We start from the raw sequence: 13389 nt of genomic DNA, 5'->3' as shown, positions 1-13389 counted from the left end.
GATTAATTTGCGTCTTTTGCCGACCCGCCTTCATTCATAGTATCTACAAAACCTGGCTGACACGGCGCCGCGAGGCGGTTTAGCGCACGCCGTTGCTCTTGAAGAAGTCCTCCGGCGAGATGCGGATCGCGGCGCCGGTCGGACAGGCCCGCACGCAGGCGGCGCCGCCCTTGAGGCCGCTGCACAGGTCGCATTTGACGGCCTTCTTCGGCGCGTTGGCATCGTAGTCGGCCTGGCGCTGGCCCGGCGCCTTGCCCAGCCCGAACAGCAACCACGGCAGCCCGCCACCCTTTTTCGGCGGCTTTTCCGACGCCATTTGGATCACGCCGTACGGACAGTTGCGCTCGCAATTGCCGCAGCCGATGCAGGCGTCGCTAATAAACACCTCGCCGGCCTCGCTGCGGCTGATCGCGTCCGGCGGACATTCTTTCATGCAATGCGGATGCTCGCAGTGGCGGCAGGCGGTCGGCAGATGGATGTTGGCGAAGGTCGGCCCGGCCTCGCGCTTCAGCCGCGAAGTGCCGTCGTGCGTTTCGGCGCAGGCGGTTTCGCAATTGTTGCACTGGATACACAGCGATTCATCGATCAGCAGCACATCCGACGCTTCGCCGACACCCTGCCCCAACAGGAAACGCATCAAGTCGCTCTCGCGCCCGGTGCTGCGTTCCAGCGCGACGTTGGTGCGGGTGCGCGTGAGCATTTTCGCTTCAATCGACTTGCGCAGCAGGGGATTGGCGTCCAGTTGCTGCTTGAACACCGCGCCGTTCAGCACCAGCGCCTCGGTGAAGACGGTGGCGGTAATGGTCGCCGAACGCGGCGCGTCGTTGACCAGCGCCATCTCGCCGACGTAGTTACCGGCCGAAACGTAGGACAGGATGCGCTCGCGCCCGTCGGCGGCGGTTTTCGACACCGTCACCGAGCCGCGGCGTATCAGGTACAGGCCGTCGGCGGCGTCGCCCTCGCGGCACAGCACGTCGTTGGCCTGGTAGCGGCGGATGTCGACGCTGGCCTCGACCAGCGCGTTGATCGCCTCGGCGCTGAGCATCGGACCGATGAAGTTGGTGATCGCGTAACGCACGAAGACGGCGTCCATTTGCCGGCGCACGTCGTCGACGGCGGCGATTAGCTTGAGCATCGAGCGGCGCGGCGTTTCCAGCAACACACAACCCTTGCCGGCGCGAATAGTCGCGGTGCGGCGCCGCCCGGAAATCAGGCCCATCTCGCCGAAATAGCGGCCCTTGGTCAACTTGATGACCTTCAGGCTGCCGTCCTCGTTGCTGATCTCGACGTCGACGTCGCCGTCCAGGATCGAATAAAAGGTGTTGGTGTAGTCGAGCTTCTTAAACACCACGCTGCCGGCCCTGGGCGTTTGCAGGTTCGAGTCGAGCATGAACTCGCGCAACTGCAACTTCGACATGCCCTTGAACAGCGGCACCGTTTCCATGATCAGGTCGATCACGCCGGACACCGCCACGTCCGGCTTCCACGGCTTGAACTTGTTGCGCAGCAGCGGTTCGTCAACCGGTTCGACCGGCTGCCCGACGATGGTATGAACCACCTCGTAGCCCTGGTTCATGGCTTGCTTGATCAACGGATAGCCGCCCAGCGCGCCGACGATGTACAGGCCCGGCACGTTCGATTCGTAGGACTCGGACAACACCGGCACCGAGGTCGGGTTGGCGTTCGGGAACTCGATGCCGAAGCTCTCGATCAGTTTGCGCGGCGGCGTCGCGCCCAGCCGCGCGATGACGCGGTGGCAAGGAATGACGGTTTCGCCGCCCTTGCCGCTGTAGACGAAATTGAGCGGGATCGCCTCGCCGCTCTCCTCGATGCGCAAGGTAGTGGCGCTGTAGCAAATGGTGATCTTGCCGGTCTTCTCGGCGTTGGTGATTAGCGTGCGGTTGCCGTCCTTGCAGTAAAGGAATTCCTCGCCGCGGTTGACCATGTAGACGGTGTTCTGGTTCGCCAGGCCGAGCGCGTTCTCGATGCCGGCGTCGCCGGCGCCGATGACGATGATGGTCTCGCCGGAAAACTCGTCCGGGTCGGCCAGCGTGTACTGCACCCGCGGATGGTCTTGGCCGGGCGTGCCGGTCTTGCGGATATTGCCCTGCAAGCCGATGCCGAGGATCACCGCGCGGCTCAGGTACTGGCTGCCGTCCTCGCAACCGAGCGTGAAGATGCCGCTCTGCCCGTCGCGCGCAATCGAGCTGACCCGTTTGCCGTAGGCGATATTGACGTCGAGTTTGCCCAGTTCGCGGTTCCAGGTGTCGAGCAACATTTCGCGCTTGCCGGCGGTAAAACTCATATCGCTGCGCAAGGGCAGGATGCCGGGCTCGGCCATCACATGCTTACCCTTCTGGTACTTGAAGATGGTATCCGACGCGTGCTGCGCGTCGGCCTCCAGCAGCACGTGGCGGGTGCCCAGCGCCTTGGCGCGCGCGGCCGCCGACAAACCGGCCGGGCCGGAACCGACGATGACGATATCGAAACACGCGCCATCGATAGGGGCGGCGCCGTCCTGGGCCTGGGGTGTGTTGCCGGAGTCAATCATCTGTATCACCTACTTAACTTGGGAGGATATCAACTGGCGCAAACCCGCCAGTTCCGCGCCAAACAACTCGGCGCGGTACTTCTCGTCGTTGGCCAGCGCCTTGCGCATCGCGCCGAGGCGGCGGTTGACCTCGCCGGCCGAGGCCAGCGCGTTCTGCTTGGCCAAGGTCGAGGCCAGGCTGGAGATCGACATATACGCCTGCTCGGCGCCGGCGTAATCGGAATAATAGGCGACGCTCGATTCGTTGAGCAGCGCCTTCAGCACGTCGCGCAGCGTGGCCACGTCGAAATTCCTCTTCTCGAACTGGACGATGTACTGGCCTATCGTGGCGGACAACTTCTTGGCCAGCGCCAAGGGATCGGCCTGCGCGCCGTTGCCGGCGATGGCTTGGTGCACTTGCGACACCTGCTGGTTGAAGGCGTTGGCGTTGGCCGGATCGACGACACGCACCAGGGCGCGCAACATCAGCAGGTTGCTATCGTTCAAGTGTACCTTGCCGGGGCCGACACTCAGGCGCGGCGACGATTTTTGCTCGCTCATCGGATGGTGGCAGGCGTGGCAGTCGAACAGCACCAGCTCGGGAAACAGGCCGTCGCGGCCGCGCTGCGGGTCGGCCAGCGCGTCCAGCAATTGCTTCGAGGCGAGGGCCTGACCGATGGCCCAGATCTTGACGCCCTGGTAATCGCCCTTGCGCTTGCGCCAGTCGTCGTCGATTTGGTAATGCGCCGGCGCGATGGTGGCGAAGGTGCCCAGCTCGAAGGATATGCGCGGATGGCCGGCGGCCATGACGCGGTGCGTGACGAAGCGGTTCTCGTCGCCGAAGTGGCAGGACAGGCACAGCTTGGCCTGCTCGACCGGGTTATTGGTCGGATACATGCCGTTTTTCACGTTGTCGGCGTGGGTGGCGCCCGCCACCACGTGCGAGGCGATCCATTTTTCGGCCGGGCCGTGGCAAGCCTCGCAGCCGACGCCTTCGGCAACGACATGGCGCTCACCCGCCAGCTTCGGCGCCGGGTTGTGGGCGTGGCAGTCCAGGCAGGCTTGCGACTCGTGCGCCGGCTGCTTCAAGCCGAGGTTCTTGGCGATCTTGCGCGACTGTTGGTTCAGCAGCACCGAATAGGCCTTGGCGTGCTTGTCCAGCCGCAACCAGGTGGTGTACTCGTTTTGCAGCACGTGCGAGTCGGTCCACGGCGTGACGGCGCCGTGGCAACCGCTGTTGGCGCAATTGACCGTGCCCACGCTCTGGTGCGCGGCCACGTTGGGCAAGGCGGCGCCGGCCGGCGCGGCCTGCGCCGGCGCGCCGAACAAGGAACCGAACACCAAACCAAACACCAGCCCGTGTCGGCACAGCATATCTACCAGATAACGATTTTTCACTTTGCACCCTTCTGTGTAGGCGCCGCAACGGTTGGCTTGCGTGCCACGTAATCCTTGGCACTGGCCTCGTCAGTAACCTTCCATATTTGCCCGTCGGGCTGCTTGTAGAGCTTGTCCATTTCCTTGGCCACGAAAGGCCGCGCGCCGATGCGGCCAAACACCGCGATCTGGTTGCCGGTCTCGTCGACGGCGCGGTCGCGGTCCAGTCCCTTCGACACCGACAAGGCGGCCGAGGCGGTCTTGCGCCAGGCGATCAGTTGCGGCTTCGGCTCGGGCGAGAAGCCGTAAAAGCGCGGCTGGGTGTCGGGCGCCGTCAGTTGCAACACTTTCAAGCCATTCTTGCCGTCCGCGACATAGGCGAACAGCGAGGCGTTGGTGCTGCCGACAACCACGTCCTGCGTATCGCTCAGTTTGCCACCGGCATTGAACATTTGATACAGCTGCGGCTGCTCCGGTTTCTCTATATCAATAATGGCCAGACCCTGGCTGCCGCCGGCGACGTAAGCGTAGGTGCGCGCCAGATACAGTTTGCGGGCGTCGCCCAGCGCCACCCTGCCCGCCTGCAACACCGGCTTGGCCGGATTGGTCACGTCGACGACGCGCAAGCCGGTCTTGTCGGTCACGAACAAATAGCGGAACTGCAAGGCCGAGGCGCGCACGTCGTCCAGCGCCAACGTCGCCACGTGGCGCGGCTTGAGCGGATTGTCCAGGTCGAGGATGACCACGCCGGTCGGCGTCGACACGTAGGCGAAGTGGCCGCCCAGCACGATATGGCGGGCGCCGTTGAGCAAGCCGCCCGGATTCCAGGTCAGCGCGCGCGACAGGAAGTTGTTGCGCGGCTCGCCGTCGGCCAGAGTATCGACGTTACTCAAGATCAGGCCCTCTTCCGCGTCGGTAATGAAGGCGTAGTGGTAGATCGGGTGGAAGGGCTGCTCCTGGTTGGTCACGCGCATCAAGTCGCCCTGGTTGCGCGTCGGCGCGATGGGCTGGTTGGTCGGCAGCGCCATGCAGGTGGCGTTTTTCGACGCGATATGCGTCTTTTGACCCAGCGGCGAGAATGGCGCGGTGACGATGCGCTGCGACACGCCCTTGTTGACGATGTTGGCCGTGTCGTAGACCCGGAAGCCGCCCTTGCCCTCGGCGGCGAACAGATACTCGCCGCGCAGTTGCAGGCAGCGCACGTTACCGTCGCTGGCCTGGTGTTGCGACTCGGCCAACTCCAGGCCGCGTTCCTGGTGCTTGCGGAAATAGTCCGGGTAGGCGTAGCGCTGCAGGTAACTGCCGATGACCGCCTGCGGCTCGTCCCATTCCGTCACCGTGGTCGCCTCGACGTGGCCGGCCTCGCCGGTCCAGGCGTTGAAGCCGACGAAGTTGACGAAGTTGGTGCCTTGCAGCAGCAGCTGCGCCATGATGGCGTTGTTGTCGTTGTTCTTCGAAATATGGCAATCGGTGCAGGTTTTGGTTTCTTCCTTGCGCTCGGTGTGCGGGTAATGCGGCGCGAACGCCTGCGACGAGAAGCCGCTGGAGGAAATCGGCGGCTGCTGGATGTAAATCTTTTCGCGGTTGATATTCGTCGACGACAGCACCAGCCCGGAGCTGGAGCGCACCGGCGTGATCTTGCCGCCCTTCACCGCGCCGCTGACGCCGAGCTGGAACATGTCGTCGCGCGCCACCTGCGGATTGTACGAGGCGTAGTTGCGGCTTTCGCCGCCTTCGTAATGGTTGCGTTCGGTTTTCCAGTTGGCCTGGATCGGCAAATGGCAGCCGGCGCAACTGGTGGTCCACGACAGATGGCAGGTGAAGCACGTCATCTTCTCGTCGTCGTGGGCGAACTTCTCCACGCCGGCGCCCCACTGCCCGGCCTTGCCGGCGTCACCGGCGGCCATCAGCTTGGCGCGCGCAGCCTTGATGTTGTACTTCGGATGGTTCGGATTGACCGTGTCCTTGACCAGGCTCATCTCCCATTCCTTGTTCGGATCGAGCGCGGCGCGCTGGTACAGCTTGCCGTCGCGCCACTCGAAGCGGCGCCGGCCGTCCTGGGTCTTGAGCAGGCTCATGTCCATGCCGCCGGGCTGGGCCGCCGGACCGCTGGTGTGCAAGGTCGGATATTTCTTGGCCGTGCCGTGGCAGTCGGCGCAGTCGATTTCAATTGCCGCGGCCGCTTCGCCGTAAATGTGGCCGTTGCCGTGCATGTCCTGGGCGAAATGGCAGTCGACGCAATGCATGCCGACGTCCAGGTGGATCGACGACAGGTGCACGGTCTTTTTGAATTTTTCCGGGTCGTCGTCGGAGACGATGCCGCCCTTGGCGTCGAGCAAGGCGCCCTTGCGGTTGCGCTTGAAGACGGCGCGGAAGTTCCAGCCGTGGCCGTGGTAATCGGCGAACTGGGTGTCCTTCAGCTTGGAATTCAAGCTCGCCACGTCCTTCAGGAAGGCCGGCTCGCTCCATTTGCCGCGGATGGCGGCCTCTTCGGGATTGCGGTCCAGGCTTTCGCGCGCTTCCTTGTCGGTCGGGTATTTCTGCTTTTCCGGCCACATGTGCGGCGCGTCCGACTCGTAATCCCACATCGTGTAGCCGTAGAAGGAATTGACGAAAATATTCGGCTGGTGCATATGGCACACCATGCACTGGGACGAAGGAATGGCGCGGGTGAACTCGTGCTTGAGCGGATGGCCCGGCTCGCCTTTGGGAATGGTCGGGTCGACGCTCTGGCTGGTGCCGGTGTTGCCGAACTTGGCGTACGGCCCGGAATGCTTCGGGTCGCGGTCGTTGGCGTAGATCGCATGGCAGGCGGTGCAGCCGGAGGAACGGTAGTCGCCCGGCTGTTCGTTGGTGCCCAGGAACCACAGGTGCGGATCGTTCAAGCGGGTCTTGGTGATGTTAATGGCGGGCACGGCGATGCGGCTGCCGGTGCCGGGGCCGCGGTTCGACTGGCGGATGTCGGGACGGCCCGGCTCGTCGAGCTTTTGCAGCGTGCCCGACAGGTTGGGCAGGCCGATTTCCGGGAACTGGCTGGAAATCACGCGGCCGCCGCGCTCGAAGACGCGGAAAATATCGCCCGGCGGCATCGATTCCCAGGCCGGCAAGGGATACAGGCGGTCGAGGATGCCTTTGGAGATGAATAAATCCTGGTCGACCTTGACCGGGTTGACGATGGTGGCGGCCTTGCCGTCGGCGGTGTAGGACTCGCCGATGACGTAGCGCTTGTACGGCAGGATGCCGTTGTTGTAGGTGGCGCCGCCCCACAGCATGGCCGAGGTCGACATCAGGCTGCGTTCCTGCGCCTGGATAATCGGCAGATGGCAACTGCCGCAAGCGTCGCGGGCAACCCGCAAGTCGCCCGGATTGATGAAGCGCACATAGGCCGGGTGCTCTTTGTTGAGCTTGGCGAACGAGCGCTCCGGGTTGGCCGACGACGGATAGTTCCAGAATTTTTCATCGCGCGGCAAAATGTGGGCGCGCTCCATGTCGCGCCGGTAGGCCGGATTCTTGGCGTTGGCCTCGACCTTGGGGCCGGCGTGCGTGACGGTCGGGTTGCCGCCGTGGCAATCGGTGCAACCCAGCACCACGGCCGGGTTGGCGTGCATGGTGTGGCGGTCGCTGGCGCTATGGCAGCTGATGCAGCCGTCCGACTTGGCCAGCGCCTGCGCCGCCGACTGCGCCTTCGGCGCGGCGGGCGCCGTCGTATAGCTGCGGCTCGACAACTTGGCCGCCTCGGAGGCGCTCGCCGGCGTCGACGGCAACAGGCCGGCCAGCCCCAGCGCCACGACCAGGGTCAGGACGATGGCCGCTGCTATCGAGCGCGTGTGGCGACGCCATGTAAAACGAATATGCATGTCTGTTTAAAATGTAAGTATTGCGTTGAATGCCAGCGAATAGAAGGTGCCCTGTTTGGCGCCGTACAGCGCCTTCAATCCCGCGCCCGGCTTCAGCGCGGCGGCCGAGCCGTTGACGATCATGTTCTGGGTGAAAAACGGCCGCCAATGGAAGCCGACCGAGTAATCGGTGCCGATGGCGCGCGACGGCGGCGCCTGGTTGCGCAGCAGGGCCAGCGAGCTGGTTTCCATGAAGCGCAGCGAGGACACGTTGCCGAACACCCGCAGTTGCGGCGACAGGTCGGCGTCGGCGCCGACGCCCAGCAGGCTTAGGCCGGGGTTGACGAAATTCGACTGGCCCTCGTCCTTGGACGAGCGCAGCGACGGCAACAGGCTGTTGCGCCCGGCCAGCGCCACGCCGCCGCCGCCGATCAAGGGCATCGCCTGGCGGATATAGAAGCTGGTATCGGAACCGGCGAATTGCGGGTTTTCGAAGATGGCGTCGTAACCGCCGGCGACGTCGTCGAACGAATCCTTGTCGCCGGACGCCAGCATGACGTTGCCGCGCAAGCGCAGCCAACTGTAGTCGCGCGACAATTCGCCGGCGAAGAAACCGGCGCGTATCCGCTGCGGCTTCTGGGCGATCGGATTGTGCTCGTCGCTGCCGATGGCGGCGTAGGCCGAGGTGCTCAGGTTCCACACGCCGAAATGGCCGTCGCCGCTGTAGCCGAGGTAGTTGACCCGGTAGCTGTGCGGGCGCACGTCGCCGACGAAAGCCGGCCGCACCAGGAAGCCGTTGCTGTCGTAGGCGCGCTGTTTTTCGTTGTTGCGGTTGTGGACGAAGCTGAGCTGCGAGGTGAAACCAAGCACCGGGAAGTCTTGCCGGAACAAGTTGGCGAGGAACAAGTTGTCCTTGCGCAAGCCCTTGGCGATATCGTTCAGGCCGCTGTTGCTGTCTTTCTCGAAGCGGCGGAACCAGGCCAGGTTGTACTGGAACTGGTTGTTGCCGCGGTTGCCGAACAGGCGCACGCCGAACGGCGAATCCTGGAACAGGAAGCCGCGGAAGTCGTTGGTGAACGGTTGCACGCCGACCCGCAGGCTGTCGAAGTCGTAGCGTTCGGAGACGTTGCGCAAGTGGATGTCGGCAAACAGTTCCTGCACGCCGACGAAGTTGTCGACCCGCCGCGTTCCCGTCGACGGGTTGATGTTCAGCGCGCCGGCTTCCTGCACGTGGGCGCGGTTGAAGTTAAACACCGGCACGAAGCGCAATTCATAGTCGGGCGGCCGGAACGTGGTGTCGCCCTTGATCAGGCCCAGGCTGACAATCAGGTTGTGCGCCAGCACGTTTTGCCGGCCCCCGCCGAAGATATCGTTGGCGCCCGGCGCGATACCGGTCTGCCCCGACACCGGCGTCGGCAGGCGGCGCGACTCCAGCAGCGAGTCCGAGATGACGCCTAGGTTGAAAAACAACTCTTCGCCGAGGTTTTTCAACACCGGCAAGTCGCCCTTCAGCGGATTCTGGTTGTACGGGTCGTACAGCGGAAACTTGAAGCCCAGCGTTTGCATCAGGCGCCAACGGTCCGGCACGGCAATCGACTCGCGCGGTAAATTGGCCTGCGGCGGCGCCACCTGTTGCGGATCGATAGGCGGCAGCGTCAACAGCGTGCGCGCGCGCGTTCCGGGACGCGCTTGCAAAATGGCGGCGTCGGCGGCGGCGTCGGCCGCATACAGCGTGCTTCCCTTGGACGGGAACAGCGCCACCGTCATCTCGCCGTACTCGCCGGGGGCGCGCAGCACCCAACCGCTTTGCCGCGCCGACAGGCCGACCCGATACCATTCGCCGCGCTGCTCCAGCACGCTTAACAACTGGCCGCGCTCGGCCTGCGCCAGCACGGCGGCGGCGCCGTCGGGCGCCTCGCGCAACGGCACCGACGCCGACAATACTTGCAGTTCCAGCAAGGGCACGACGGCCACGGCCGGCCCCGGCTTCAGCGGCGCCGTCTGCGCCTTGGCGGCGCCGGACGCCAGCAAGGTGGCACACAACAAGGCGCCGGAGACGGATCGGATCTTACGCATATCAGATCCCATCGCAGACGTTCTGCTCGCTGCTGTTGTTGAACGGCGTCTGCGGACACTGCACATAACGCAGCCGCTTGCCCTGGAGCAGCAACGTGTCGACGCGGCTGGCTGCGGGCGCGTGGCCAATACCGTTGCCGAGCGCCTTGCCGGCGCGCGCCAGTCCGAGGAAGGCAATCATGTCGTCCTGGTCGACGCCGTCGCCGGAGACGCCGACGGCGCCAATCAAGGTCTTGCCGCGATACACGGGCACGCTGCCGGGGAAGATCTGCATGCCGTTTTTCAGCGCGGCAATGCCGGGATTGCCCGGCGCGCCGGTGCCGGTGCAATTGGCGTTGTTGCTGGCGCCATCGACGATCGCCTGGACCAGGCCGTTGTAGACCAAGTCCAGTTGCAGGCCGTCGTTGAACACGCTCCAGCTTGCCGCGGGCTTCGAAAACGGGCCGTTAAGGTTGCCGTCGATGCCGTCCGGGAAATTTGGCCGGGAAATATTGCCGATGGCGCGCGCGGTGAAAGCGGTGCCGTCGGCAAATATCCCCGGATTGCCGAAGAAATTCTTGGCCGCGCCCGACAGGTAGGCCGAGTCCAATGTGAACGGCGCGCCGGTGCTCTTGCCGCCCTCGTTGACATAGGCAGTCGCGGCCTGCGCCGCCAGTTCCGCACCGGCCCGCGTGGACGAGAAAAACACCGCCGTGCGGGCTTTTTGCAGCGATACGTCGGTGCCGAACACCGGCGCGTCGGGGGTGCGCACCAGCCCCAGCACATTGCCTACGGCGTCGACGACCGAAATCGTCACCTGCGCGGCCGAACCTTGCGGGCTGCGGATCTGCGCGCGGGCCTGCTTGGCCACGCCCAGCGCCTGCGCCAGGATCTCCGTCACCTCCGCCGCCGACATGCCGGCGCCCGCCGGGTCGTTTGGCGCCGGCGACTGCGACGCGCTGGGCGCGTAGCGGTTGGCCGGTTGGGAGGCGTTGACCAGCACGTAGCCGCCGAGCGCCTTGAAGCTGGCGTTGTCGGCGATGAAGCCGGACGCGGCGCTGCCGTGCGCGACGCCGGCGCGTATCGCCGACTTGTCGTAATACGTCGGCACCCACGTCAGCGCGCCCATTGCGCTCACCAGGGGATCGCTTAGCGAGGTCGCCGACACCGCCACCACGGCATTGTCCGACGTGGTGTACGGCAAAGCCAGGCCGCCGGCGGTAATCCGCTCGGCGCGGATGCAGCTTGGCGCGGCGAAACCCTTCAAGGCGGATTGGGCGATCCGCTCGTCGAGGTCGGCGTCGCCGCGGCTCGGCTCCTTGTCGAGCGCATACACGCCGTCGGCCATGACGCCGATGCCACCGACCACGCGGCCGTTCTTATATAGAGGGAAGCCGCCCGGATCGGCGGACAGGCCCAGAGGCGAGCGTTTCGGGCCGGGGCCGACCGCGTCGCCGCGCGACACCAGGTCGCCGCAAGGCAACTGGCTAAACTGCACGCCGAACAAGGGACCGCCGGCGGTTTGCAAAATGCCGGGCGCGAAATGGTTCTGCACGATGTAACTGGCGGTGCGGGTGCTGAAGGCGTTGCCGGACGACGACAGATAGGCGCCGGTGACGGCCTTGGCGATCGCCGCAAGTTCGGCCGTGACGATGCCGTTCAAGCCGTCCAGTCCCTGCGCCGGCTGGTCGCGCAGGGAGCCGATGCTGACGGTGGCGACGGCGCCGTTCATCTTGTAGACGGCCAGCACGTTGCCGGAGCGGTCTACCACGGAAAAGGTCGCCTTGGCGCCGAGCGCGCTGGCTGCCTGCACGCCCTGCGCGACGATTTGTTCGACATCGGCGGCGCTGAGCGCCTGCGGCTCGCTGGCGACCTTGAAGTCGCAGGCCCCCGAGCTGCCGTTGCCGCTGCCGTCGGCGCTACCGCCACCGCCGCTGCAGGCTGCCAGCAGCAAGGCCGCCATAATCGACAAGGCGAGGCCGGCCGGACGCGCCGTGGAAGCTAAACTGTTGTATTTCATGACGCTTGCTTTCATGGCTTCACCACCGCGGGCGAGATCGGCGTGGCGGCTGGCGCCAGCGCGGACGCGTGCGCCGGCGTCATGTGCGCGCCGGCCGGCGTGTCCGCCGACGCGGTCGACGGCAGATGGAAGCCGTGGCACAGGCCGCAGTCGGACGTGACTTTGTTGACCACCGGCTTCTTGCCGGCGTGGCAATCCTGGCACTGCGCGATGGCCGGCATGCTGACGTCGCTGGCCTCCTTCGACTTGGCCGAGTCGTGGCAGTCGGCGCATTTGGCGGACTGGTGGCGGATATGGCTGAAATGCGCCTTCGGCATCCACGCGTGCCGCGGCGTCATCGGCGCGATGTTCCATTGCGGCATGTCCTGGCCCGGCGTACCCTTCTCGCCCGGGCCTTTTTTGCGCGTCACTTCATGGCAGGTAACGCAGGCGGTTTTCTCGAACAGTTCGGTGGCGGCCGCCGCGGCGCGGTTGCGCGCGTCGCCCGGCGTGCGCACGAAGCTGCTCATGGCCTCATCCTTGCCCGGACGGATGCTGAAGATCGGGCCGTCCTCGGCGCGCCGGTCGAGCGCCACCTTGTTGGTACTAACGTAACTATAGAACTCGCGCAAGGTGGTCAGCACCTGGCTGACCGAACCGTGCGGCACTTCGCGGTTCGACACGGCCGGTTCGAACTTGAGCGCGTGGCAACTCTGGCAATTGTCCTTCATCGTCACCGGCTGGAAGGTGCTGCCGTCGGAATTGGGCTTGTGGCAGGTATCGCAGGCCATCTTGACCTTGCCCTTCGGGCTGCGCACGCCGCCGGCGGTCAGGTGCACGTCATGCGGAAATTTCAGCGCGGTCGGTTCGGTCAGCTTCTTTTGCGCGCTGCGGCGCATGCGCGCCAGCATGTCCGGCCCGGCGCCGATATTCACCTGGATACGGAAGTCCGGGTGGTCGCCGGCGAAGTCCTTGACGTTCTCGGCCTGCGATTTCGGATAACTGGCCTTGATGTCGGTATGGCAGGAGGCGCAATTGGTGCCGGTAAAGCGCTTGTTTTGCTCGGTCAGGCCAAACTCGTCCTGGTGGTCGCGGTGGCAGGTGGCGCAGCGCACCTCGTGCAGCCCCTCGACTTTGGCGGTCTGCACGCTGACATGGTCGCCGGTGGCGGCGTGGCAAGCGAGGCAATCCTTGTCCTGCACCCGTTCGAACGGTTTGCTATGGCAGACCTTGCAATCATTCGCCCAGGGCTGGTGGGAACTGGACAGGTGGCCGGGGTTCCAGGTCGCGTCGAGTTGCATGTAGGTCGGATGGGCCGACATGGCTTTGCCGGTCTTGGCGTCGATAACGGCGCTGCTGGTGCCGGCGATGGCCACGGGCTGGACCGCCGCCGCGTGGGGCTTGAAATAGTTACCCGCAACAACGCTGCCGAATTCCGCGGGCCAGATGGTGGCGAGCACCGGCGCGACCAGGAAAGCCAGCAGGAACATAATGAGGAACAGCCAGGAAAAGAGCCGTCGGCCCTTCAACGGCTGTTGCAGGCCCGCTATTTCAGTTGAAATCGGATCGTCAGGAACACTCTGCATCTTGGC

At 65.0% G+C, this 13389-nt stretch carries 6 protein-coding genes; all 6 read right to left on the bottom strand.

The features are described from left to right. Nucleotides 1–79: 79 nt before the first annotated feature. The 6 genes from JANGC3_RS0105095 to JANGC3_RS0105070 are packed head-to-tail and all read right to left on the bottom strand — an operon-like array spanning nucleotide 80 to nucleotide 13383. The gene (locus JANGC3_RS0105095) at nucleotides 80–2551 is read right to left on the bottom strand and encodes a cyclic nucleotide-binding domain-containing protein (RefSeq protein ID WP_017875402.1); all 2472 of its coding nucleotides are present in this window, start codon (nucleotides 2549–2551) and stop codon (nucleotides 80–82) included. Nucleotides 2552–2560: 9 nt separating this feature from the next. Further along, a complete protein-coding gene (locus tag JANGC3_RS30610) occupies nucleotides 2561–3928 on the bottom strand; it encodes a multiheme c-type cytochrome (RefSeq protein ID WP_157406467.1) in 1368 nt (455 codons plus the stop codon). After that, nucleotides 3925–7764, bottom strand: coding sequence for a hypothetical protein (locus JANGC3_RS0105085; protein WP_157406466.1), 3840 nt, complete (start codon nucleotides 7762–7764; stop codon nucleotides 3925–3927). The genes JANGC3_RS30610 and JANGC3_RS0105085 overlap by 4 nt, the downstream gene beginning before the upstream one ends. A gap of 6 nt (nucleotides 7765–7770) precedes the next feature. Continuing rightward, on the bottom strand, nucleotides 7771–9819 hold the full coding sequence (locus JANGC3_RS0105080) for an SH3 domain-containing protein (protein ID WP_157406465.1): 2049 nt from the start codon (nucleotides 9817–9819) through the stop codon (nucleotides 7771–7773). Nucleotide 9820: 1 nt separating this feature from the next. Then, entirely contained in the window at nucleotides 9821–11833 is a 2013-nt protein-coding gene (locus JANGC3_RS0105075; protein ID WP_198291987.1) for a GlcG/HbpS family heme-binding protein, read from the bottom strand. Further along, nucleotides 11830–13383 (bottom strand): cytochrome c3 family protein, encoded by a 1554-nt coding sequence (locus JANGC3_RS0105070; protein WP_157406464.1) that lies wholly within the window; start codon nucleotides 13381–13383, stop codon nucleotides 11830–11832. The genes JANGC3_RS0105075 and JANGC3_RS0105070 overlap by 4 nt, the downstream gene beginning before the upstream one ends. Between the last annotated feature and the right edge of the window lie 6 nt (nucleotides 13384–13389).

The sequence above is a fragment of the Janthinobacterium sp. CG3 genome, from assembly GCF_000344615.1.
In the GTDB taxonomy this organism is placed as follows: Bacteria; Pseudomonadota; Gammaproteobacteria; order Burkholderiales; family Burkholderiaceae_D; genus Janthinobacterium.
This window is presented reverse-complemented; position numbering and strand designations above follow the sequence as displayed.

What these genes read in the sequence shown, in the direction of transcription:
- JANGC3_RS0105070 (WP_157406464.1), bottom strand. Translation starts at nt 13,383, where the DNA reads ATGCAGAGTGTTCCTGACGATCCGATTTCAACTGAAATAGCGGGCCTG.
- JANGC3_RS0105085 (WP_157406466.1), bottom strand. Translation starts at nt 7,764, where the DNA reads ATGCATATTCGTTTTACATGGCGTCGCCACACGCGCTCGATAGCAGCG.
- JANGC3_RS0105080 (WP_157406465.1), bottom strand. Translation starts at nt 9,819, where the DNA reads ATGCGTAAGATCCGATCCGTCTCCGGCGCCTTGTTGTGTGCCACCTTG.
- JANGC3_RS0105075 (WP_198291987.1), bottom strand. Translation starts at nt 11,833, where the DNA reads ATGAAAGCAAGCGTCATGAAATACAACAGTTTAGCTTCCACGGCGCGT.
- JANGC3_RS0105095 (WP_017875402.1), bottom strand. Translation starts at nt 2,551, where the DNA reads ATGATTGACTCCGGCAACACACCCCAGGCCCAGGACGGCGCCGCCCCT.